The 23,984-nt window shown below is 41.0% G+C and carries 16 protein-coding genes; 11 read left to right on the top strand and 5 right to left on the bottom strand.

All coding sequences use genetic code 11. The features are described from left to right. Positions 1-212 precede the first annotated feature (212 nt). From QM469_RS07690 to QM469_RS07665, 6 genes are all read left to right on the top strand, one after another. Positions 213-1,412: a phosphoglycerate kinase gene (locus tag QM469_RS07690; protein ID WP_001096781.1), complete on the top strand. Its 1,200-nt coding sequence runs from the start codon at positions 213-215 to the stop codon at positions 1,410-1,412. Positions 1,413-1,547: 135 nt separating this feature from the next. Beyond that, positions 1,548-2,498 (top strand): dihydropteroate synthase, encoded by a 951-nt coding sequence (gene folP, locus QM469_RS07685; RefSeq protein WP_311522818.1) that lies wholly within the window; start codon positions 1,548-1,550, stop codon positions 2,496-2,498. Between the two features lies 1 nt (position 2,499). Then, positions 2,500-3,798, top strand: coding sequence for a bifunctional folylpolyglutamate synthase/dihydrofolate synthase (locus tag QM469_RS07680; protein WP_414276482.1), 1,299 nt, complete (start codon positions 2,500-2,502; stop codon positions 3,796-3,798). A 1-nt stretch (position 3,799) separates the two neighbouring features. After that, positions 3,800-4,354: a GTP cyclohydrolase I FolE gene (folE, locus tag QM469_RS07675; protein ID WP_000380927.1), complete on the top strand. Its 555-nt coding sequence runs from the start codon at positions 3,800-3,802 to the stop codon at positions 4,352-4,354. Positions 4,355-4,394: 40 nt separating this feature from the next. Continuing rightward, on the top strand, positions 4,395-5,216 hold the full coding sequence (folK, locus tag QM469_RS07670; RefSeq protein WP_311522815.1) for a 2-amino-4-hydroxy-6-hydroxymethyldihydropteridine diphosphokinase: 822 nt from the start codon (positions 4,395-4,397) through the stop codon (positions 5,214-5,216). Beyond that, positions 5,209-6,492 (top strand): DUF308 domain-containing protein, encoded by a 1,284-nt coding sequence (locus tag QM469_RS07665; protein WP_311522813.1) that lies wholly within the window; start codon positions 5,209-5,211, stop codon positions 6,490-6,492. The genes folK and QM469_RS07665 overlap by 8 nt, the downstream gene beginning before the upstream one ends. Positions 6,493-6,540: 48 nt before the next feature. On the opposite strand, the gene QM469_RS07660 is transcribed toward QM469_RS07665, so the two are convergent. Further along, positions 6,541-6,858, bottom strand: coding sequence for a DUF960 domain-containing protein (locus tag QM469_RS07660; protein ID WP_311522812.1), 318 nt, complete (start codon positions 6,856-6,858; stop codon positions 6,541-6,543). Between the two features lie 205 nt (positions 6,859-7,063). Between QM469_RS07660 and ccpA the strand changes: the two genes are divergently transcribed. Continuing rightward, positions 7,064-8,071: a catabolite control protein A gene (gene ccpA, locus QM469_RS07655; RefSeq protein ID WP_311522810.1), complete on the top strand. Its 1,008-nt coding sequence runs from the start codon at positions 7,064-7,066 to the stop codon at positions 8,069-8,071. Positions 8,072-8,374: 303 nt separating this feature from the next. Here the strand turns inward: ccpA and QM469_RS07650 are convergent, their stop codons facing one another. Then, positions 8,375-9,337 carry an asparaginase gene (locus QM469_RS07650; RefSeq protein ID WP_414276481.1) on the bottom strand — a complete coding sequence of 321 codons (963 nt, stop codon included), beginning with the start codon at positions 9,335-9,337 and terminating at the stop codon, positions 8,375-8,377. 66 nt (positions 9,338-9,403) lie between these two features. Between QM469_RS07650 and QM469_RS07645 the strand changes: the two genes are divergently transcribed. Beyond that, a complete protein-coding gene (locus tag QM469_RS07645) occupies positions 9,404-10,795 on the top strand; it encodes a Cof-type HAD-IIB family hydrolase (RefSeq protein ID WP_371560954.1) in 1,392 nt (463 codons plus the stop codon). A 115-nt stretch (positions 10,796-10,910) separates the two neighbouring features. Here the strand turns inward: QM469_RS07645 and QM469_RS07640 are convergent, their stop codons facing one another. Next, positions 10,911-11,363 (bottom strand): universal stress protein, encoded by a 453-nt coding sequence (locus QM469_RS07640; RefSeq protein ID WP_045762643.1) that lies wholly within the window; start codon positions 11,361-11,363, stop codon positions 10,911-10,913. A 144-nt stretch (positions 11,364-11,507) separates the two neighbouring features. Here QM469_RS07640 and QM469_RS07635 point away from each other — a divergent pair, with 144 nt between their 5' ends. Together QM469_RS07635 and QM469_RS07630 are read left to right on the top strand one after the other, a co-directional pair. Further along, positions 11,508-12,347 carry a metallophosphoesterase family protein gene (locus QM469_RS07635; protein WP_371560951.1) on the top strand — a complete coding sequence of 280 codons (840 nt, stop codon included), beginning with the start codon at positions 11,508-11,510 and terminating at the stop codon, positions 12,345-12,347. Positions 12,348-12,418: 71 nt separating this feature from the next. After that, positions 12,419-12,856, top strand: a complete 438-nt coding sequence (locus QM469_RS07630; protein WP_281335747.1) for an Rrf2 family transcriptional regulator — start codon at positions 12,419-12,421, stop codon at positions 12,854-12,856. A 378-nt stretch (positions 12,857-13,234) separates the two neighbouring features. Here QM469_RS07630 and QM469_RS07625 read toward each other — a convergent pair whose 3' ends face one another. Beyond that, positions 13,235-16,930 (bottom strand): pullulanase, encoded by a 3,696-nt coding sequence (locus QM469_RS07625; protein ID WP_414276480.1) that lies wholly within the window; start codon positions 16,928-16,930, stop codon positions 13,235-13,237. A 962-nt stretch (positions 16,931-17,892) separates the two neighbouring features. Next, positions 17,893-19,362 carry a M protein trans-acting positive regulator PRD domain-containing protein gene (locus tag QM469_RS07620; RefSeq protein WP_414276479.1) on the bottom strand — a complete coding sequence of 490 codons (1,470 nt, stop codon included), beginning with the start codon at positions 19,360-19,362 and terminating at the stop codon, positions 17,893-17,895. Positions 19,363-19,655: 293 nt separating this feature from the next. Between QM469_RS07620 and QM469_RS07615 the strand changes: the two genes are divergently transcribed. Next, positions 19,656-23,984, top strand: a 4,329-nt coding sequence (locus QM469_RS07615) for a Rib/alpha-like domain-containing protein (RefSeq protein ID WP_414276478.1), incomplete at its 3' end; no start/stop codon positions are given.

The following is a 23,984-nucleotide window of genomic DNA, read 5'->3' as shown; positions in this document are numbered from 1 at the left end:
AAGACACAACTCCAGACAGTAGCTCTTTCTCTATAAATGAGCAACATACCATAGATGAAGATAAAAACAGTGAGGGATTTCCTCAGAGAGTAAAGAGTAAGTTTAATTTACTAGAGAGACCTGTTTCAAGATAAAAGTTTAAGGTTTTGCTATCTCTTTTATTGATTTTGTGATATAATTAACACGTAAAAAAAATTAAGGAGTCTTTCCAAATGGCAAAATTGACTGTTAAAGACGTTGAGTTGAAAGGGAAAAAAGTTCTCGTTCGTGTTGACTTCAACGTACCTGTAAAAGATGGCGTGATTACTAATGACAACCGTATCACTGCAGCTCTTCCAACTATCAAGTACATCCTTGAACAAGGTGGACGTGCGATTCTTTTCTCTCACCTTGGACGTGTAAAAGAAGAAGCAGACAAAGCTGGTAAATCACTTGCTCCTGTAGCTGCTGACTTGGCTGCTAAATTGGGTCAAGAAGTTACATTCCTTCCAGGTGTAACTCGTGGTGCTGAATTGGAAGCAGCTATCAACGCTCTTGAAGATGGACAAGTTCTTTTGGTTGAAAACACTCGTTTTGAAGATGTTGACGGTAAGAAAGAATCTAAAAATGATCCTGAACTTGGTAAATACTGGGCATCACTTGGAGATGGTATCTTCGTAAACGATGCATTCGGTACAGCTCACCGTGCACACGCATCTAACGTTGGTATCTCAGCAAACGTTGAAAAAGCAGTTGCTGGATTCCTTCTTGAAAACGAAATTGCATACATCCAAGAAGCTGTTGAAGCTCCAGAACGTCCATTCGTGGCTATCCTTGGTGGTTCAAAAGTTTCAGATAAGATCGGTGTTATCGAAAACTTGCTTGAAAAAGCTGATAAAGTTCTTATCGGTGGTGGTATGACTTACACATTCTACAAAGCACAAGGTATCGAAATCGGTAACTCACTTGTAGAAGAAGACAAATTGGATGTTGCGAAAGCTCTTCTTGAAAAAGCAAACGGCAAATTGATCTTGCCAGTTGACTCAAAAGAAGCTAATGCATTTGCTGACTACACTGAAGTGAAAGACACTGAAGGTGAAGCAGTAGACCCAGGATTCCTTGGTTTGGATATCGGTCCAAAATCTATCGCTAAATTTGATGAAGCATTGACTGGTGCGAAAACAGTTGTATGGAACGGACCTATGGGTGTATTTGAAAACCCTGACTTCCAAGCTGGTACAATCGGTGTGATGGACGCTATCGTGAAACAACCAGGCGTTAAATCAATCATCGGTGGTGGTGATTCAGCTGCCGCAGCAATCAACCTTGGACGTGCAGACAAGTTCTCATGGATTAGTACGGGCGGAGGCGCTTCAATGGAACTTCTCGAAGGTAAAGTTCTTCCAGGACTTGCAGCTTTGACTGAGAAATAAGAATATAGAAAAAGGAGGACTCAGGTTCTCCTTTTTTTGCGCTCTTTTAAAGTTAAAGAGTACTGAGGGATAATTGGACAGAATCCAAAAAAAACAGTAAAATAGAGGAATACCAATCTAAATGAAATTTGAGTGATGAACGTGGAAAAAAGAGAGAATCTTACAAAAACAGCTATTTGCGGTATTATCAATGTTACCCCAGATTCTTTTTCTGACGGGGGCCAATTTTTTGCTATTGAAGAAGCCTTAAAACAGGCTAGAAAATTGATAGCTGAAGGTGCCACTATCTTAGATATCGGTGGAGAATCTACTCGACCTGGAAGTGGCTATGTTGAGATTGGAGAGGAAATCCAGCGTGTGGTTCCAGTCATTCAGGCTATTCGTCAAGAAAGTGATGTTCTGATTTCGGTCGATACTTGGAAAAGCCAAGTGGCAGAAGCAGCTTTAAATGCTGGTGCCAATATAGTCAATGACATTACAGGCCTTATGGGGGATGAGAAGATGGCAGAGGTGGTTGCCAGGGCTGGAGCTCAGGTGGTCATCATGTTTAATCCAGTCATGGCACGCCCTCAGCACCCTAGTTCACTCATATTTCCTCATTTTGGATTTGGAGAGCCTTTTACAAAGGAAGACTTAGCAGACTTTGAACAACTACCAGTAGAAGAATTGATGACAGCTTTCTTTGATCGTGCTCTAGTAAGAGCGGAAAAAGCAGGGATTTCGAAAGAAAACATCATGCTGGATCCAGGGATTGGCTTTGGTTTGACAAAGAAAGAAAATCTCATCCTCCTACGTGACCTTGATAAGCTTCACGAGATGGGCTATCCTATCTTTTTAGGAGTCTCTCGCAAGCGCTTTGTCATCAATATTCTTGAAGAAAATGGATTTGAAGTCAATCCTGATACTGAAGAAGGCTTCCGAAATCGTGATACGGCTTCGGCTTATGTGACTAGTATCGCTACTAGACAAGGTGTGGAAGTGGTGCGCGTGCACGATGTAGCCAGCCACAAGATGGCAGTCGAAATTGCGTCTGCTATCCGTCTGGCAGACCATGCGGAAAATTTAGATTTGAAACAATATAAGTAAGATGAATAAAAACGAAACGAATCAGTGGATTGCCCACTACCGGACAGACCAACCGCACTTTGGTTTGGAAAGAATGGTAGAGCTTTTAGCTTTACGAGGCAATCCACATCTTAAGCTTAAGGTTATCCACATTGGTGGAACCAATGGCAAGGGCTCTACTATAGCCTTTTTGAAGAATATGCTGGAAAAGATGGGGCTAAGAGTTGGAGTTTTTAGCTCTCCCTATCTGATTCATTATACCGACCAGATTGCCATTAATGGGGAATCTATCCCAGAAGCAAGATTAGAGTCCTTGATGGCGGATTATCGTTTACTACTTGAAGGGGAGCATGCTCAAGCCTTGCAAGGAACGACAGAATTCGAGATTATCACTGCTATAGCTTATGACTATTTTGCTTCTGAGCAAGTCGATGTGGCGATTATGGAAGTTGGTATGGGCGGACTTTTGGATAGTACCAATGTCTGTCAACCCATCCTAACAGGCATCACTACCATTGGGTTGGATCATGTAGCACTTTTAGGAGATAGCTTGGAAGCCATAGCAGAGCAGAAAGCAGGGATTATCAAACAAGGAATTCCTCTAGTGGCTGGTCACATTGTCCCAGAAGCCTTGGCGGTTATTGACCAGATTGCAAAAGCGAAACAAGCTCCTAGACTTGCCCATGGAGATGACTATCAGCTCAATCATTGTGAGAGTACCGTAACGGGCGAAATCTTCGACTATACAAGTACGCTTAGACAAGGTCGTTTCCAAACAGGATTGCTGGGTTTGCACCAGATTGAGAATGCTGGGATGGCTCTGGCCTTGTTAGATAGCTATTGCCAAGCGACTGGTCGAGAATTGCCAGATAATGCTTTAGTGGCTCAAGCTTTGGAAGAAACAAGTTGGCCAGGACGCTTGGAAGTTGTTTCTAGAGAACCCTTGATGATTTTGGATGGGGCCCACAATCCTCATGCTGTCAAGGCCTTGTTGGCTACCTTGAAAGAACGCTTTACGGACTATCAGAAGGAAATCCTCTTTACTTGTATCAAAACTAAGGCCTTGGAGGAAATGTTGGACTTGCTAGAAACCTTGCCCGATACTAAGATTACGCTAACTCATTTTGAGGATAGTCGGGCGACGGCTGAAAAAGTCTTGAAAGAACTAGCTGATTCTAGAAATCTCAACTACCAAGATTGGCAAGAATTTCTAGACCAAAAATTATCAGGAAATGAAGAGAAAAAAACAGTTAGGATTATCACGGGCTCATTATACTTTTTAGCCCAAGTGAGAGCCTACCTAATGGAGGGGAAAAATTAGAATGGATACACAAAAGATTGAAGAAGCTGTAAAAATGATTATCGAGGCAGTTGGTGAGGATGCAAATCGCGAAGGCTTGCAGGAAACACCAGCCCGTGTAGCCCGCATGTACCAAGAGATTTTTTCAGGTCTTGGGCAAACTGCTGAAGAGCACCTGTCAAAGTCCTTTGAGATTATCGATGACAATATGGTAGTGGAAAAGGATATCTTTTTCCATACCATGTGTGAACACCACTTTTTACCATTTTATGGTCGAGCTCACATTGCCTATATCCCAGATGGACGTGTAGCAGGTTTATCAAAGTTAGCTCGTACTGTGGAAGTTTACTCTAAAAAGCCACAGATTCAAGAGCGTTTGAATATTGAGGTGGCCGATGCCTTGATGGAGTATTTGGGTGCTAAGGGAGCTTTTGTTGTCATCGAAGCAGAGCATATGTGTATGAGTATGCGTGGTGTTCGAAAACCAGGAACTGCGACCTTGACTACAGTAGCTCGTGGTCTATTTGAGACAGATAAGGATCTTCGGGATCAGGCTTATCGTCTGATGGGACTATAAAAAATCCGCGTCAAGCGGATTTTTCTAGAAAGGATTAGTTATGGATCAACTGCGAATTAAAGACCTAGAAATTTTTGCCTTTCATGGACTTTTCCCTAGTGAGAAGGAACTGGGGCAGAAGTTTGTCGTTTCAGCCACCCTATCCTATGATATGACCAAGGCTGCGACAGACTTGGATTTAACTGCTTCTGTCCATTACGGAGAACTTTGCCAGCAATGGACGACATGGTTTCAGGAAACGAGTGAGGATTTGATTGAAACAGTAGCCTACAAACTAGTAGAGCGTACTTTTGAGACCTATCCTATCGTTCAAGAGATTGAGCTGGAACTAAAAAAACCTTGGGCACCTATCCATCTTCCGCTGGATACTTGTTCAGTAACCATCCACCGTCGCAAACAGCGTGCCTTTATCGCTTTAGGAAGCAATATGGGGGATAAGACGACTAATCTCCAGCAAGCGATTGACAAAATGCAAGCTCGTGGCATCCATGTTCTCAAGGAGTCTAGCGTAATTACGACTAAGCCTTGGGGTGGAGTGGAGCAGGATAGCTTTGCTAATCAAGTGGTTGAGGTGGAAACCTGGTTGCCAGCTCCAATCTTGTTAGAAACCTTGTTAGAGATTGAATCAGAGATGGGACGGGTCAGAGAGGTGCATTGGGGACCTCGCTTGATTGACCTGGATTTGCTTTTTGTAGAGGACCAGGTCATCTATACAGACGACCTCATCTTGCCTCATCCTTATATTGCTGAGCGTCTCTTTGTTTTAGAGTCTTTACAGGAAATAGCCCCCCATTTTATCCACCCAACACTGAAACAACCGATTCGGCACTTGTATCGTCAATTGGAGAAAGAAAATGCCTAAGTTTTCCGAAACTTATAGTAAATGGAGAAGTCTAGGGGAGGGAGCGCTAGCTATTGTCCTAGGTCTTCTCTTGATTTGTTTTGGGCAGATTGTACCGAGGCTTGGTTATCAACTCTTGATGGGGTACTTTTCCTTGTCGGCTATTTGGCATTTATTGACACGATGGTTTCAGGAAAAGTCCCGTAGAGAAAATATTTTTGTAACCATAGCCAAGCTCTTTCTTGCAGTCATCCTATTTGATTCAGTCATCCTGCAAGGGATAGCCCTCTATCTCCTTGTGATGATTATCGGAGGTTATCAACTGTTTACAGGTCTGATCAGTCTGATTACTTGGTTGATTTACCGAAATAATCATATCCATCCGAGGGTCAATTACTTATTTGATGCAATGTGGATGATGGGATTTGGTCTCTATAGTATCTCCCCTTTTCATGATGCAACAAATTTTGAGTTGCTCCTGTTAGGTTTTTACTTAATCATGTTGGGAGCGAGTAGTGTCAGGGATGGTTTCTATTTTGAAAAAGGGAGAAGTAATCCCAAGCTGAAGCGCAGAATGAGAATGACACTGCCTATATTCATGACAGCTTTGATTCCAATCAGCACTTTACGACGATGGAATGAACTGTTATCTACTCATCAGACGGAAGAAAGTCAAGTACATTCAGAGAGGAAAAATGATCAGACAGTTGATTTGGAAATTTTTATCCATGCTTCAGAATCCTCTTTCTTTTTAGCCATGGGGCATGTGGATATCTGCTATCAAGGTCAGGTTATCTCCTATGGTTCTTATGATCCTCACTCGGAGCGTTTATTTGGGATGATTGGGAATGGGGTTTTGTTTAAGGCCAATAAAGAGAAATACATCGAACTCTGTAAGAGAGAAAGTCAGAAAACTCTATTTGCCTATGGCTTAAGCTTGTCTGAGCAACAGAAAAAAGCTATAGAAGAACAACTGAGAGAAATTGAAGGACTCTTAATTCCTTGGAAACCAAGTTCGCAACTCATGAAAAGAAGAGAAGGGGAAATCAAGCATACCTACTCTTATCAGCTGAAACACGAGGCTGATGCCACTCTTTATAAGTTCAGTTCGTCCAAGTTTAAGACTTATTTTGTTCTCAGCACAAATTGTGTCTTATTGGCTGACTCTATCGTGGGTAAAGCTGGAACAGACATTCTCAGCCCCCAAGGATTTATTGTCCCAGGAACTTATCAGGATTATCTTGACTTAGAATACACCAAACCAAGTGGTATAGTAGTCAGTCGTTCCATTTATTAGCAAAAAGAAAACTCTAGTTTCCTAAGTAGATAGAGGAGACTAGAGTTTTTAAAATAGGTCATTTTCTTCTGGTAGGAGAATGGTTTCCTTCCCATCCATATCCATGACCAGAACTTTAGGTGGATAGAGTGGGTCAAAGGGATGATTGAAGTCGAATTCAATCGTAGTTGGTAGATGTTGACTAGAAAAACGAAAAGTGATGGAGCCTTCATGATTCAAAAGTCGAAATTCCAATTCATCTTCTAGCTCAAAAACATGCTTTAAAAAATGATCGATTATATACCAGATTGAATCGATAACATCGTCGGGTAAATTGGTCACCACACCGAAACTGGCACATCGTCTATGAGAATCTGTAAAAGCCATTCCTATCTCCTAATTGATTTTTTTATTATCATACTGCAAACTGCTAGAAAAATCAAGAAAAGTCAACTACCTTTAAAAATATGAGAATGATTTTGAAATTTTTTCAACGAATCTTCATCAAACGCTTGAAAATGCTTACAATTAGTGGTAAAATGAGAACAGTGGAATCATGAAAACAAAATTTTCAAAGTAGAAAGGAAACGGAATGAACACAGATGATACAGTAACAATTTATGACGTTGCCCGAGAAGCGGGAGTGTCAATGGCGACTGTCAGCCGTGTTGTCAATGGCAATAAAAATGTTAAAGAAAATACTCGAAAGAAAGTCTTAGAGGTTATTGAACGTCTAGATTATCGTCCTAATGCAGTAGCACGTGGTCTAGCAAGCAAGAAAACGACAACAGTTGGAGTCGTCATTCCAGATATCACAAATACTTATTTCTCTGCCCTTGCTAAAGGGATTGACGATATCGCGGAGATGTACAAATACAACATCGTCCTTGCTAACAGTGATGAGGATGATGAAAAGGAAGTATCTGTGGTCAATACTCTCTTTTCTAAACAGGTGGATGGCGTTATCTTCATGGGTTATCATTTAACTGAGAAGATTCGCTCAGAGTTTTCACGCTCACGCACACCTGTGGTTCTTTCAGGAACAGTGGATGTGGAGCACCAACTTCCAAGTGTCAATATTGACTATAAACATGCTACGGTTGATGCAGTCCGGCATCTCTTGAAACGAAATAAAAAAATTGCCTTCGTTAGTGGACCATTAGTGGATGATATTAATGGCAAGATTCGCTTATCTGGTTACAAAGATGCTTTGAAAGAAGCGGGAATTAACTACAGTGAAGGTCTTGTTTTCGAATCAAAATACCGTTATGATGATGGCTATGCCTTGGCAGAACGTTTGATTTCTTCTAAAGCAACCGCAGCGATTGTAACAGGAGATGAACTAGCAGCAGGTGTGTTGAACGGACTTGCTGACAAGGGAGTTTCTGTACCAGAAGACTTTGAAATCATCACCAGTGATGATTCGCAAATCGCGCGTTACACTCGTCCAAACCTAACCACCATTGCGCAACCTTTGTATGACCTTGGTGCTATTAGTATGCGTATGTTGACGAAGATTATGCATAAGGAAGAGTTAGAAGAGCGTGAAGTTCTTTTGCCACATGGTTTGGTAGAACGTCATTCAACTCGTAAAGATTAACAAGAAGAGGTCGGGATAAAAATCCCGACCTCGCTTTTTAGTAGTAAAAACTTTTTAGCCAATAGTTCAAGCATCAAGTTGATGGTAGAAGGCTTTGGGGGTGACTAGAAAACAAGACTTGATCTAGTAATTTCTATCTCACCGACTTTTTTATACTCAATGAAAATCAAAGAGCAAACTAGGAAACTAGCCGCAGGTTGCTCAAAGCACTGCTTTGAGGTTGTAGATGAAACTGACGAAGTCAGTAACCATACCTACGGCAAGGCGACGTTGACGAGGTTTGAATTTGATTTTCGAAGAGTATTATCCTTCCATATAGGCTCGTAATTCCTCTCCTCTAAGGCCAGCATTGATAGCAATGAGGAGTTTGAGACGAGCCTTTTGAGCGTTTAACTCTTTGACAAAGAAGACACCAGCATTTTGCAGGCAAACGCCACCACCTTCATAGGCATAAACAGGTTCGGCAATCCCGTTAAAACAACGAGAGACCAAGGCGATTGGAAGTCCTTCTTGGATGAGGGCGTTCAATTTTTGTGCTGTTTCCTTGGGAACATTTCCAGCACCAAAAGCCTGAATAATAAGTCCATCCAGTTGATCAACGGGAAGTAAATCGAGGAGTTCTTCTGTCATACCGGCATAGACAGGGATAATAGGGACCAAGCCTTGAATCTTATCTAGGTCAAAACGAACACGGGGTTCAGCTGTTTTAAAGTAGAGAATCTCGTGTTTCATGATGAGCCCAAGAGGGCCGTGGGTTGGCGTTTGAAAGGTGCTAACATTTGTCGTGTGCGTCTTGGTCACATACTTAGCAGCGTGAATCTCGTCATTCATCACGACCAAGACACCCTTATCAGCAGCCTTATCGTCACTCGCGACGCGTAGGGCACTAAGATAATTGTAGACGCCGTCGCTTCCAAGTTCGTTAGAGCTACGCATGGCCCCTGTTAGCACGATTGGTTTGTGAGGAACCTCCATAGTGTCAAGGAAATAGGCAGTTTCCTCCAAGGTATCTGTCCCATGTGTAATCACGAAACCGTCATAATGTTCAGACTCCTCTTTGATCTTTTGATAGAGGGACAGCATATGTTTGGGTTTAATATGGGGACTTGGCAGATTAAAAAAGTCGAGAGCATGGACTTCAACTCCCTCAAGTGGATTGGATACATGATTCATAGGGTTGTCTTGACTAGTCACAACAGCACCAGAGTCATCGGCTTGCATGGAAATAGTACCACCCGTATGTAAAACAAGGATTTTCTTAGGCATGATTTACTCACTCTTTCTGAAATGTGGTATAATCATTGTATCACAAAAAGGGGAGATTGAGGTAGGATGGAAGTCAAAGCTGTTTTTTTTGATATCGATGGAACACTGGTCAACGATCGCAAGAGTGTTTTGAAATCCACTAAGGATGCGATTAAGATTGTAAAGGAACAGGGAGTGCTTGTTGGAGTAGCGACAGGTCGAGGACCTTTTTTTGTTAAGGATTTAATGGAAGAGTTAGATCTGGATTTTGCTGTAACCTATAACGGCCAATATATCTTTAATAAAGACAGAGTCTTGTTTACAAGTCCTCTTTCCAAATCTCATTTACGGCAGTTGATAGCCTATGCTAAAAAAGAGGGCAAGGAAATTGCTTTGGGGACCAAGGATGCCATGCTGGGTTCAAAAATCATGTCTTTTGGCCTAGGTTCTTTTTCACAAAGAGTGAGTCGTTTTGTCCCCTCTATGTTGACTCGTACGGTTAGTCATTCCTTTAATCGAATGGTGAGTAAGGTTGTTCCTCAGAAGGAAGAAGACTTGCTCCAGTTGATGAATCAGCCTATTTATCAAGTTTTGATGCTAATGACGCCAGAAGAATCTGAGAAAGCAGCAGCTGATTTTCAAGACTTGAAATTGACTCGTAGTAATCCTTTTGCAGCTGATGTCATCAACCAAGGAAATTCCAAGCTAGAAGGCATTCGCCGTGTCGGAAAAGAGTATGGTTTTGATCTCAATCAAGTCATGGCCTTTGGTGACTCGGACAATGACCTAGAGATGCTGGCGGGTGTTGGGATGTCAGTCGCTATGGGCAATGGTAGTAGCAGTGTCAAGGAAGTCGCTAAGCATATCACAACCAGCAACCAGCAAGATGGGATTCACAAAGCTTTAGAGCATTTTGGTGTTCTGGCTTCAGAAAAAGTCTTTGTCAGTCGTGATTACCATTTTAATAAGGTCAAGACCTTCCACCACATGATGGATGAACGAACTCAAGAAGAGCCACAAGCTTGGGACTTAGAAGGTGCCACCCATAGAGCAGGATTTAAGATAGAAGAATTGGTGGAGTTTGTTCGAGCTGCTAGCTCTTCTGAAGAAGATTTTGAACAGGCAGTTGGACAGCTACACCAAGCGCTGGATCAGGCAGCAGAGAAAGTAGTCAAGAAGACACCTGCGAAGCAAGATTTGGTAGGGCAAGTGGATGCCTTGATTGACACCCTATACTTCACCTATGGTAGCTTTGTTTTGATGGGGGTGGATCCAGAACGGATTTTTGACATTGTCCATCAAGCAAATATGGGTAAAATGTTCCCTGATGGAAAAGCTCATTTTGATCCAGTGACCCACAAGATCCTAAAACCAGATGACTGGGAAGAAAAATACGCTCCAGAGCCTGCTATTAAAAAGGAGATTGAGCGCCAGATAAAGGCCTATGAACGCCACAAGGAAAGAGAAGATAAAAAATAGGCGATCGCAGAGGAAGCCTGGAATGATATTTTGAGTTCCTAGCTCTAACTACGACATCAACAATTTATAAAAAAATGAGGTTAGGAGAAAAATCCCAACCTCATTTCTGTTTTTATTACAAAGTTTTATCCTTATCTCTAACGACGAGAAGGTCAACGCTGGTATGGCGTAGGATATATTCTGATGAAGAACCAACTAGTAGGCGCTCAAAGGCATTGAGTCCTGTTGCCCCAACTAAAATCAAATCAACCTTTTCTTTGTCTGGAATTGTTTTAGCTAAGAGAGTTTTAGGATTTCCCATCTCAATAACTACTTTAATGTCTGTGAGCCCAGCATCTTTTGCACGTTTTTCGTATTCCGCCATCAAATCGTTGGCCTCTACTTGCAATTCTTCGTAAACTTCGGCATCAAATGTTGAGATGCTTTGAAGAGCACGTGTGTCAATAACATGGGCAATCGTTAGTTTTGCCTGGTTACGTAGTGCTGAATGAACCCCTTTGATGAAAGCCAAGTCAGCTTCCTTAGAACCGTCAACCGCTACCATGATGTTTTCATAACGTTGTGCCATAGCAAAAACCTCCTCATTCTTATTACCTTCATTGTATTCCTTTTCACTAAAAAAGTAAAGTAAAAAACGATAGGAATATAGATGCTTTTTGACTTTGGCTTAGAGTTTGTTATAATAAAACTAGAAAAGCTAAGAGGAAGAGATATGACAAAAATCGCAGTATTATCGGATATACATGGCAATACGACAGCTTTGGAGGCTGTTCTGACAGATGCGCAGAAGGCGGAGGTTGATGAGTATTGGCTCTTAGGAGATATTCTCATGCCTGGAACAGGACGAAAAAATATTCTCCAGATCTTGGACACTTTACCAATCACTCTTAGAGTTTTAGGGAATTGGGAGGAGAGTTTATGGCGTGCCTGCCATCGTCAGTTAGATGAAACCAGACCCAGCCATCGTTATCTCTTACGCCAGTGTCAGTATATTATGGAAGAACTCAGCATTGAGGAGATTGAGGCGCTACAGAACTATCCCTTGCAAGTGCACCGCCAGTTTGGAGATTTGAAGCTAGGGATTAGCCACCACTTGCCTGATAAAAATTGGGGACGAGAGCTGATTCATCTTGGGAAGCAAGAGGACTTTGACCGTCTTGTCACCAATCCTAACTGCGATGTTGCCATATACGGGCATATCCATCAACAGTTTCTTCGTTATGGTAGTGGTGGCCAGCTCATCCTGAATCCAGGTTCCATTGGGCAACCCTTCTTTTTATCTGAGAATTTACGCAAGGACTTGCGGGCCCAGTACATGATCTTAGAATTTGATGAAAAAGGCTTGAAAGATGCTGATTTTCGTCGGGTTGATTATGATATTGAGGCAGAATTACAGCTAGCCAAAGACTTACAATTACCCTACTACCAAGTTTATTATGAAAGTTTGGTTAATGGGATTCACCATACCCACAATCAGGACTTGTTGCACGAAATCGCTCAGAGTCAAGGACATGATGTTGAATTGGATGACTGGCTTAGTGGTAACTCTTGACATTACAACTAGAAGAGATATAATAAACTTAAGAAAAGAAGGAACTAATCTGACGAAAAAAGGAGAACCTTATGCAAATTTCAAGTCGATTTACCATCGCGACCCATATGTTGATTATCATAGCCTTAAAAGGGAAAGAAAGTAAGGTGACTAGTGATTTTCTTGCTAGTAGCGTTGGAGTCAATCCTGTCATTATCCGTAAGACCTTATCTCAACTGAAAAAGGCAGAGTTGATCTCAGTTGCGCGTGGAACTGGTGGAGCAGAGATCATCAAAGACCTAGAGGATATCAGTCTTTTAGATGTTTACCAAGCAGTTGAATGTCTAGGAAAGACAGGTCAACTCTTTAGTTTTCACGACAATCCCAATCCAGCCTGTCCAGTTGGCGCAAATATCCATGGGATTTTAGATGAGAAATTACAAAAGATTCAGCTAGCTATGGAGCAGGAGTTGGGCCAAACCAGTCTTGCCCAAGTAGTGGCAGATGCAGAAGCAAGGATAGAGAAATAAGAGCTTCTAGAAAGAGGCGGAACGTAGACATACCCTATCAGTAATAAAAAAATTGCCCTTATAGAGGTTGGATACTATATAGTAAAAACTCTTAGAAATGCTGACATAATGCTATTTTTAAGAGTTTTTTATTTTCTCTAGTAAAAGAAAGAGATTGAAGCAACTTGATCAAAATGAATCTTTTCTTTAATCTGAAGAGTTGAGGTATAAACATAATTTTAGTAGAATATTGAGTATAAATCTTTCTACAATAAAACGCATATTATCAAGTTTTTTAAACATCTGATAATATGCGTTTTTCTGATTTTAAAGACTTTTATCCCAGCTTTTTTTTACATGTCTTTATACTAAGGTGATAGATTTATAGAGTCCTTGCTTTTATTGTTCCTTTCTTGACTTGAGGAAGCTACCAAGTCCAAGGAGGGCTAGGAGGCTGATTCCTGCAAGAGTAAGAAGAGATTTGCTCTCAGTTCCAGTGTTTGGAAGGACTTTCTGAGAAAGAGCCTCTGCAGCAGTTTCTTGGGTTTCAGGATTTGCTGCTAGGTTTTGGGCTTGACCTTGTTCTTGTTCGACATTCAAGCTAGAAAGATCAAATTCTGGTTTTTCTTCCACAGCTGGGGCAACGATGGCACCACCTTGTGCGATTCGAAGAACAGTAGCTGTAAGGGCATTTAATTTCAATCCTTTTTCAGTCCATTCAAGTCCTTTCGGGTTGGCAATTCCGACTGGTCCTGCTTGGTTTTCATCTGCTAAAACTTCAGCATTTCTGAGGTGGGCAAAGGCAGTTCCCAAGTTAAATTCACGAGCTTTTTCGTCCGCATTGACAAAGACTGCGTAGATATCTCCATTCGGAGCAGTGATTTGGTAGCCAATCACTACATCTTCTTTTTCCACACCATTTTGGCCTGGGACAGTGATGAGTTGGACACGGTCTTTGATATCTTGCAGACTCTTGAGTCGGAAGGCATCTGTAGATTGGCGAAGTGCAATCAAACCTTTCATGTAGTCACGGCTCTTGACATTTTCAGGATAAGCTTTTCCATCAGTTGCCTTGGTCCAATCAAACTTGTTGACAGCATCGCTAGAGTCATAAGAATCATGGATGAAGTAAGGATAGTCAAATGGGTTCCCATCCTTATCACGAAGTAAGTGAGATTTGTTTGGAACCTTATCTTCTGCTACTGGAGTCTTGTAAGCAGGGTCACGGAATTGTTTGGTACGTCCGTATTCCTGACCAGAGTGGATAAATGGAGTTCCTTGAGCTGTCAAGACCATGAGATTTCCAAGGCGCAAACGACGATGGATTTCCGCATAGTTTTCAGCCTTGCTTGGGTCTTTTTTGATTGATTGGGCAATGATGTCAAAAAGGGTCAAGTTATCATGGGCTGCGATGTATTGAATCACATCTCCAGGGCTATCTGCTTCAAAGTTGGTTGGTTGAGCAATCAGATTTTTAAAGATGGTATTGATATCGCGTTTTCCACCTGTGATAAAGGCAGGTTGACCTTCGTTTGGATAACCAGATTTGAGGTTGTTACGGATGTCATCTGAAAAGACAGCGACAGTATCGGTATGTTTCATCCAATCTTGGTCAGCAGCTTTAGTAGGCATATTTTCATCACCAGAATAGGTTCTCCAACCTTCACCAAGCATGATGAGATTTGGATTGAGGGCGCGTGCATCCTTGTAAGCTTCTTCGACAGAAGCTGCATCATGATCTCCCATCATATCGAAACGGAAACCATCTACTTTGTAGGTTTCAACTAGATACTTGATAGAGTCTACCATGACGCGTTTAGACATGTAGTGGGTTGTTCCTAGACGACCACCACCAAAGCTAGTACGAGGTGTTCCGTCTGCATCCATGAAGTGGTAGTAGTTTGGCTCAAGGTCTTCAAAGATATCAACATTGGCAGTATGGTTGTAAACTACGTCTAAGATAGCACCCATGCCACGTTTATGGATTTCGTTGACAAGGTTCTTAAATTCTGCGATACGTTTTTCTGGGTCCTTAGGATTGCTTGAGTACATACCAGTCAAGGAGAAGTAGTTTTGAGGGTCATAACCCCAGTTGTAGTTGCTATCGCTTGAAGCATAGGCGGACAAGCGTTCATGGTTCTTCAATTCATTGACAAAGTAGTATGACAAGACTGGAAGGAGCTGGATGTGGGTCACGCCCAGGTCTTTGAGGTAGTCAAGTTTTTCGATAAAGGCTTCAAAAGTACCAAATGGCTTAGTTAAATCTTTTGCGATGGCAGGATCTGAAGTGAAGTCACGAACGTGAGCCTCGTAGATAACAGCATCTTCACGAGATTTGAAGTTATGAATCTTACCATAAGTCAGGTCTTGAGGTCCAAGTTTTGCTGGATCCACAAAAGCAGCTTTAGCAACCTTATGGGCAGCGTCTGTTTTGGCTAGATCGCTGTTCCAAGCTGCCAGAGATTTAGCGTAAGGATCAAGTACGAGGACAGTCTTGCCTTGGCGCTCGATCTGGTAGTGGTAGTAGTAGCCAGTATAGTTGCTGATGCCAAGACCAGAGTTTTCATTCAGAGTTTGTTTCCAGGTTCCTTTTTCTCCTTTTTCAAGGGCGACGGTTCCGACCACTTTTTCAGGATCTTTCTTATCGTAGACGACAACTGAAACCTTATCGGCACTTGGAGACCAAAGAGTCAGATCAACACGTTTACCATCTTCTTTAAGATTTGCACCGAGTGGGCCATCGTAACTGTAAGTCTCATCTTTGAGACGCCAGTTTGAACGAGTTGTAAAATGGTCTGAATCATAGGCGACTGTATATGGGTTTTGAGTGTCAGAGAAATCACCGATGTAAGTTACTTTCTTACCTGCTTCATCGATTGTAACATCGGAGATAGCCACTTTATTCCCTTGGTGGTCAGTGATGTTGGAATGTTTAAGGATGTCTTCTTTTTTAGCCCCAACCAAGGTAGAAAAACTGCTTTCAATACGGGACTTAGCCACATGTTGGGCACCAGTCATACGGATGTCATGCACATAATAAGGGTTGGTGTAGATTGTTTCGTCATCATCCTTAAGGAAGATTTGACTGTGGTTTTTCAGGTCAGTAAATTTATAATCTTCTTTTCTGATTTTCACATCATCGCCTTTCTTGCTCTCATCCAATAGTAAAAATCCAAATTCTCTGGCGGCTTCATTGAGCGGAATGTCGATGTAGCGTCCATGTTTTCCACTTGCAGTAAAGTCTGTACCGTCAGGCCATTCACCATTGCTTGGAGTCTTCACATCTCCCCAGTACCAGAGAGATTTCTTGTCATAGTTGCCATCGGTGCGGAAATAGTTGACGCGGATCGTTCCCGCAGGCTGAGGTTGATAGTTGTGGACCTTGTAGTCCTCATCAAGCCAAGCTTCATTCATCTTTGGAGAGAGGCGCTCTACCGAACGGTCTCCAGTAAGGTTGTCACCTTTGGTGTTGTTAATGAGGAAGCTGACTTTCTTGGCTTGCTCATTTTTAAGTTTGACATCAAGGTAGTAGCCGTAGTCGTCTTTCTTGGCATCCTTGAAGGACTGGGCGCCATTTGGCCAGTTCTCAGATGGTTTTTCGACATCGTCCCAGGTCCAAAGACCTTGCGAATCTTGGTTTTCTTGGGGAAGTTTTTTGACGTGGATACGGAAGTAGTTGTCTTGGATCGGATTTTCAGATACAGTGTCTGCTGGCGAAGCTTTCTCAGCAGCTAGACTTGATACTTCTGTTTTCTCGTCTTTGTTGTTTGGAAGGTTTGGAGTAGCTTCAGTTGTAGTTATTTCAGAAACTGCTACTGGTTCAGATGTTTTAGACTCTAGGGAAGCGTTTGCATCTTTGTGGTCCAAAATAGGCGTTTTTTCCTCAGCTTGGCTGGTTTCTGTAGTAACTGGGCCTGCACTAATAGCGCTTACATTTTCTTGTGTGCCAAGACTAGTTTCAGCTGCAGCTACAGAAGGTGCTGTTAAGGCAAGGAGGATAAAGCTTGCTCCAATAAGGACAGAGCCAGTTCCGTTTTTCAGAGAACGGATACTGTAAACCATTTTTTTATCTGGTTGAGATGACGTGTTTTTCATAGACACTCTCCTATCATTTATTTCTATCCTAGTATAGCATGGAGTAAAATTTTATGCAATCGTTTTCTTTTTGTAGGTGAAAAATCATCCTCCATTAAAATCAAAACCCCTTTTTGTTGATAGTCTACTGAAGAAATATTGTAGCCTGAGTAAAAACATTGACATTGACCAGCTCATCAGTAGATCTTACTATATTCTAGCAAAGCAAGGAAAAAGTTTTTAGGCAGACTAAAATATATATGTTTACATAGATAGATGAAATAAAATCTCAACAAATTTACTAGAGAAGTTAAGTCAATTTCTAGCAATTTTTTAGAATTCACAATGCAGAGTTTGTTGAATCTAGAATAGTACATCACGACTGCTAAAAATATTTCTAGAAATAAGTTTGACTTTCCTAATCTATTTGTTCATCCCTTATTTGAATCTACTATAGTGTTTTCTATTCAATCTGCTACACAATAAAATTATAATATATTGAATCTAGAATAGTACGCTACGAATTCTAAAACATTGTAGAAATAAGTTTGACTTTCCTAATCTATTTGTTCATATCTTATTTGAATCTACTATAGTGTTTTCTATTTAATCTGCTACACAACAAAATTATAGTATATTGAATCTAGAATAGTACATCACGGCTGCTAAAAATATTTCTAGAAATAAGTTTGACTTTCCTAATCGAATTGTTCATCCCTTATTTCAATCCACTATGTTGTAAATGAGCAGAAATTTATCAATAAGTGCGAATCCATTGTTGAAAGTAATACTCAATGAAAATCAAAGAGTAAACTAGGAAACTAGCCGCAGGCTATACTTGAGTACGGCAAGGCGACGTTGACGCGGTTTGAAGAGATTTTCGAAGAGTATAAAAACGCATAATATCAAGTTTTTAAAATACCTGACATTATGCGTTTATATCTATTTTAGCCTGCTTGTTTGGTCATAAAACAGAGGCTATTTTAAAGTTTACCAATGGAAAGAGTATTGAGTTCATTGACGACTTGTAGATTAGCCATACGGCCTACGTTCATGACTTTCGGATGAACCAATCCTTCAATATCAAAGTTTGTAATGATGGCATCGTAACCCGCTTCCATGATTTCATCAACATTGAGTGTCTCTTTATCCCATGTTTCAAAGTGAATGTTTTTAGAGGTGTAAAATTGATAAAGTGAAATCAAGGCCTGAGGATGGGCAAAGTCAAACTCACTCAAAACAAGAACACGAACCTTAGTTTGGCGCTTTAGGAGTTGTTCCATTAGATCAGTTGCGTGGGTTAAAAGAGTATAGACTAGATGAACAACAGCGTGAAGTTGCTCCTTTTGTCCCAAGCTAGACTTATAGCGCATCATTTCAAAACTAGCAGCTTCGTAAAAATCTGGGAAGAACTTTTTAATCTTATTCAGTGCATAAGATTTATTATGAGAAATGATAGATTCTGAGTTGATTTCTTGACGTTCTAGAAATGCAGTGTTATGCAAGTGCCAAATCAATTGATCGGTATTTGAAAAGTGGACATCAAACTGTCGGGTAAGATTGTCTAGGACATCTCGAGCTGAGTGATAGGAGTGATCGACTTTCTCATTGTCTTTCCGCGCCTCTAGGAAATCTTCAACCGTGAAGAAAATCCCCTCTTGAGTATAGGAGCTGAAAATTTGGTCAATAGTTGTAAAATCGAGTGTGATTCCAAGACGATCACCAAGAGATTGCAATTCCTGCTGGAAGTTTGAAAGTTGACTAAAAATAGGGCGAAGAGAGTCAGACTCGATTTCCCCTTTAGGTCTCGGTAAAATCTTTGCTCGATGGAGATTGACTGCAATTTGTGTCTTCAGCTGAAACATATTTTGGTAGGTGATGGGATAGCCTGTTACCTTGACAAGAAAAGTCACAAGTTCCTCTACATCTTCAGAAGACAGATGAAATGGCCATTTGAAGAAACCATAGGCTTCATGGAAATACTGGGCAAAAAAGAAGCGAATGTCTCTTTCGTCTCCAATAATTGAAATAGGCGTCACCTTGAGCTTGAATTTATATTTTGACTGCAGAATATTATTGATTTCAGCAACCTTCTTACGAAGTGAGGGAAGAGAAATGTCAAGCGTTTGAACTAGGTGCTCGAAAGTAAATGGTTCTTCTAATAGGAAGAAAGCTCTGAGTACCTGAAAATTAACAGACTCTTGCAAAACGTGTCTATAAATTCGCTCAATACCAAAATTATGTTCGTTCGTCAGTATGATACCAGCGGTTGATGATAGAATATCAAAACACGAAAGTTGCTCGCGCATTTCTTTGATATCGCTTTTGATGATGCGTCCATTCAAATCTAGAATATCAGCCAAGGTGTCGATATGAATCCATTCTTGGTTCTCAAATAAGTATTCTAGAATTTTTAATTGTCTCTGTTCTTTGTGAGATAATAGTTCTCTCATAGAAAATACTCCTTGAAAATATAATGTATTATAAACAAAAAAAGATAAAAAAATTATCAGGGCTTTTTTCTATTATAGCATGTTTTCGGAAAAAATTTTTAAAATTCGTTTATAAATTACCAATTTTTATAATAATTTTACTAAAAAAATCGAAAATTTGGAAATGATTTGCATCAAATGTTTTTTTTTTTTCTAAAAGGAGCAAAAAACTTGACTATGTTGATACCATATTTTATAATAGCAATGTATGTAAAACACATGCGACTCTAATAAAAAATAAATAGGAGATAAGAATGTATTTTAATCGTAAAAATGCAGAGCAGAAGAACTGGCGTATGATTAAAAAAGGAAAACATTTCCTTTTTGGTTGTTCGCTTGTTTTTGCGGTCGGAGCTAGCTTAGCTACTCAAACGGTCCATGCAGACACAGCATCGGAATCTACAGTTGAGAGTGGCTCAAAAGCTGAAGAGGCTAAGCCTGGATATGGTGGAGAAACGGGGACTTATGAAGCTCCTGCTGCTGTAGCAGAGACTCAGTCAGCAACAGTTGAAAAAGCAGTGGTAGCGGAAAATACTACTGCTAAAACAGCTAACAAAGAAGCTTTGACCCAATTGGTCGAAGAAGTGAAAGGCTTGGACAAAGCAGGCAAGACAGAAGACTCTCTTTCTCGCTTGAACACAGCACTTGAACAAGCACAAAATGTTTTGGCAAATGCAGAAGCTAGCCAAGACCAAGTGGATGCAGCTCTTGCTAGCCTCAAAGAGGCTGTAGCTCAACTTGCTGCTAAAGAAGAAAAAGCAACAGCAGTAGCCACTGAAGCTAAAGCTGAAGCGACAGAGGATAAAGCTGAAACAGCAGTAGCGGAAACTGAAGTAGCTCGTCCAAGAGGCAAACGTGATCTAAGTTCACGTGCAGCAAGCCGTTCGACTGACGGATCAATCGCTGAAGGTGAATTTGCTGGTGCGGGTGTCAAGCAGTTTCAGTCAGTTCGCTACAGTGTGGATGGAGACAAAACAACTTGGACAATTAGTGTTGTACCGCAGCATAAGAATCACCAAGCTGCTGGCTTGGTGGTCGCATCAGATGATACAATTCAAAGTATTACTGTCGTAGACCGTGGTCCTAATGCTGGACGTCTGAATGAGGACTATTACGTTGAGAAAGATTTTGGAAAGCTCCCTGCTATGAGCAATCACAAAGCTTTGGCGTCTCATTATAAATACGTTGGTGGAGGAGTTCCTGATTCGCTTACCTATAGTGTAGTGACTAAAGGGACCCATCACAATCTGTTTGCTCGTTTTGCAACAGCTATTGTAAAAAACTCACTAGAAAATGGTGGGATGAATGGTTCATCAGCTGTTAAAAATCGTACTTCAGACTTCCCAGAAGTCGGTATCAATCTTTCATCAAGACTTGCACCACAACCAGGAGTCAACAACACTTATACCCAAACAAATGACACGATTACAGTGCCTACTGTAGCTTCTACAGATACAACAATCTCAGGTACAGGTAAGCCAGGTGCTATCATCAATCTTAAGAGTAAGGGTCAAACTGCTAAGCAAACCCAAGTTGCACCAAACGGCCAATGGTCATTCCCACTTGATTTTGGCTTGAATAGTAGTGTCTCTGGTGGTCCACAGTTAGTTACTGGGGATGACATTAGCGTCACCCAAACAGTTAATGGTCAAGAAAGTGCTGCTACCCCTGTAAACATCTCTCTCGGTCACTCAGAGATCGTACCATCATCTAAATCAAAACAACAGAATAATCTTGTTGCAAATGATAGAAACGTTACCTTGAAAGTGCCACACGATGCAGGAGCAGCTTACTTCCAATTTACGGACGCTGATGGCAATGCTCGAGAAGTTGGGCTCAAACGTGATGCTGTTCCAGGTAAGTGGCAAGTAAACTCTTCAAGCAGTGCACTTGCAAGCGTTGCTTCAAGTGAAGATGGTAAGTTCTACTCAACAATCAACTTGACCTTGAACAAAGATATGAAAGCTGGAACAACAGCTCGAGTTATCTCTAACATGCAAGAAGGCAGCTACTCAAGTCTTCAAGGATGGCAATCACGTAACGTTGAGGAAGCTCCAAAAGAAGAGACTCCAAAAGAAGAAACTCCAGCACCAGTTGCACCACAACCAGAACCATCAAAACCAAACACTCCAGCAGTAGATAGCGCAACTACAGCCCCAGCATCAGCCCCAGAAATTGTCAATAACTTGGCAGGTAAAGCAAGTACTCCAGCTGATGTGACAGTGAAAGCACCAGCAGGTTCAACTGTTAAGCTTTACAACAAAGATGGCGTTGTGATTGGTGAAGCTGTAGCTAACGACCAAGGTGTAGCAACTGTTCACCCTACAAACAGCCTTCCAGAAGGAGAGATTACTGCGACTTCAACACCAGCAGGTGGAACAGAGTCAGCTAAGAGTGCACCGATTACGGTTACAAAAACACCAACTCCAATTGAGAACAAGCAGGTAACTACGGGTCCTTATAAGTTACAAATGATGACCAATGCGACTAAGGTTACACTTTATCGTGGAGATAAACTTCATTTAACAGGTGATGCTGCTGGGACAGCCTTGCGTTGGTTTGGGATTACTAAAGCCACAGCTTTTAATGTAAAAGGGGTATCACCAACGGGTGGATTAGCTACTAATGGAAGTAGTGCAATAAGAAACAGCCATGCCGAAACAGAAGGTACTGTTTCATGGAACCAACGTCTTGGAGATACTACGGTTACCTTTAGAGCTGAAGGAAGTCCAAATCCAACAAGCAATCAGAGAGCAGCAATTGAACGAACAATTACTGTCACAGTTCTTGAAACCACTAAAAAGTATGACCCAGTTGCAGGTACAAAAGTAGATATTGCAAATCCAAACAACGTTAGTGATGATGAAAAGAACAAGATTATCGACTCAGTTAAAACTGCTAACCCAAATCTTCCAGCAGAAACACAATACAGTGTAGATGAAAAAGGTAACCTTACTATCACTTATCCTGATGGATCAACAGATAAGGTTGCAGCAGCATATCTTGTTAACCCAACTACTCCTGCACGTGAAAACGTAGCACCAACAGTAGAGATCCCTTACTCTAATAAAGCTACTAAAGAAGTTTATGTATATGGTGGAGAAGCAAACTCATTCGATATCAAATTCAAAGATGATAGCGGAAAAATTGCAAGTGCTACTGTAAAACAAGGTGGTAACAAAGCGTTTGCTGATGTTGCAGGTGAAGCAAATACCATCAACACTCAATATGGATTTAAAGCAAATGTTATCAATGCTGAAACTCCGGCAACAGCAGATGCACCAGCAGTCATTACCTACTCAGGTACTCCAGCAGCAACAGATGGTTTATCAAAAGAAAGACTAGACGCAGCAACTAAAGGACTAAATCCAGAAGGTTTGGCTTTGGGATGGCGTTATGCAACTGCAACGGATACAGATGGTGCATTTATTGAGAATGGAGCAACAAATGCTTCAAACCCAACTGACCCAGGTGCATTCCGTGTCATGCTTAAGGCACAAACTCAAAAATATGACATTGTAGCTCCAACAGAAAAAGTTGCTGTAGCAGACCCAACGAATGTAACAGATGACGACTTAGCTAAAATCAAAGAGAAACTCCAACTTGAGTACTCTCAAACGAATGATGATGCTAACTTGGCAGACAAAAAAGGTACAGCTGTAGCTGATAAAGATGCTAAGATTCAATCAGTCACAAAAGACGCTGATGGAAATCTTGTTGTGACCTATAAAGATGGTTCTCAAGATAAGAAACCATTGTCAGAATTTGTAAACGTAGCTCCAACAGTTGAGCTCCCATACTCAAATGAAGCTAAGAAAGAAATCTATGTTTATACAGGTGAAAACACTGATTTAACATTCAAAGCATCAGACAACACTGCTGTTAAAGATATGTATGTACGTGGTCCTGGTGGTATTGGAAAAGATAATACGGCAGATTACGGTTTCACAACTGGAAAAATCGAGAATTCAGCAGTCACTCATGGTGATGGTACTGTATCAGGTGCTACAGCTACTATTAAGATGACAGGTGTTACAACACTTAAAGCTCCAAACCATTGGACAAGTTTTGTTGTTGCTAATGACAATGATAATGCACCATCAACTACTGATTTTAGAGCATTGGATCAAAACCCTAATGCAACTCAGACACCAGGATATGTTCACTTTATCGTTAAATCTCAAACAGATAAGTACGATATTGCAACTCCAGCTCCAGCTGATAAAGTTGAAGTATCAGATCCAACTAACGTAACAGATGCTGAGTTAGATAAAATCAAAGAAAAACTTCAACTTGAGTACAACAAGAAAAATGACGATGCGAATATCGCAAAAGATACTCCAGTTGATAAAGATGGTAAGATTAAATCAGTCACAAAAGATGCAGATGGAAATCTTGTCGTAACATACACAGATGGTTCTACAGATAAAAAACCATTATCAGAATTTGTAACTAAAAAACCAACAGATGCAGATAAGAACGAGCCAACACCAAAAGCTCAAACTGTAGATAAAGGAACTGAACCAAAAGCAGAAGATTCAATCGGTAACTTGAAAGATCTTCCTAAGGGTACAACAGTAGCC

This window comes from Streptococcus infantis (assembly GCF_047464215.1).
GTDB classification, from domain to species: domain Bacteria; phylum Bacillota; class Bacilli; order Lactobacillales; family Streptococcaceae; genus Streptococcus; species Streptococcus infantis_P.
This window is presented reverse-complemented; position numbering and strand designations above follow the sequence as displayed.

Excerpts from the sequence above, each read along its gene's own strand:
- QM469_RS07620 (WP_414276479.1), bottom strand. The coding sequence starts at position 19,362 with ATGAGAGAACTATTATCTCACAAAGAACAGAGACAATTAAAAATTCTA.
- folP (WP_311522818.1), top strand. The coding sequence starts at position 1,548 with ATGAACGTGGAAAAAAGAGAGAATCTTACAAAAACAGCTATTTGCGGT.
- QM469_RS07650 (WP_414276481.1), bottom strand. The coding sequence starts at position 9,337 with ATGCCTAAGAAAATCCTTGTTTTACATACGGGTGGTACTATTTCCATG.
- folK (WP_311522815.1), top strand. The coding sequence starts at position 4,395 with ATGGATCAACTGCGAATTAAAGACCTAGAAATTTTTGCCTTTCATGGA.
- QM469_RS07680 (WP_414276482.1), top strand. The coding sequence starts at position 2,500 with ATGAATAAAAACGAAACGAATCAGTGGATTGCCCACTACCGGACAGAC.
- QM469_RS07645 (WP_371560954.1), top strand. The coding sequence starts at position 9,404 with ATGGAAGTCAAAGCTGTTTTTTTTGATATCGATGGAACACTGGTCAAC.
- QM469_RS07625 (WP_414276480.1), bottom strand. The coding sequence starts at position 16,930 with ATGAAAAACACGTCATCTCAACCAGATAAAAAAATGGTTTACAGTATC.
- folE (WP_000380927.1), top strand. The coding sequence starts at position 3,800 with ATGGATACACAAAAGATTGAAGAAGCTGTAAAAATGATTATCGAGGCA.
- QM469_RS07665 (WP_311522813.1), top strand. The coding sequence starts at position 5,209 with ATGCCTAAGTTTTCCGAAACTTATAGTAAATGGAGAAGTCTAGGGGAG.
- QM469_RS07690 (WP_001096781.1), top strand. The coding sequence starts at position 213 with ATGGCAAAATTGACTGTTAAAGACGTTGAGTTGAAAGGGAAAAAAGTT.
- QM469_RS07660 (WP_311522812.1), bottom strand. The coding sequence starts at position 6,858 with ATGGCTTTTACAGATTCTCATAGACGATGTGCCAGTTTCGGTGTGGTG.
- QM469_RS07635 (WP_371560951.1), top strand. The coding sequence starts at position 11,508 with ATGACAAAAATCGCAGTATTATCGGATATACATGGCAATACGACAGCT.
- ccpA (WP_311522810.1), top strand. The coding sequence starts at position 7,064 with ATGAACACAGATGATACAGTAACAATTTATGACGTTGCCCGAGAAGCG.
- QM469_RS07630 (WP_281335747.1), top strand. The coding sequence starts at position 12,419 with ATGCAAATTTCAAGTCGATTTACCATCGCGACCCATATGTTGATTATC.
- QM469_RS07640 (WP_045762643.1), bottom strand. The coding sequence starts at position 11,363 with ATGGCACAACGTTATGAAAACATCATGGTAGCGGTTGACGGTTCTAAG.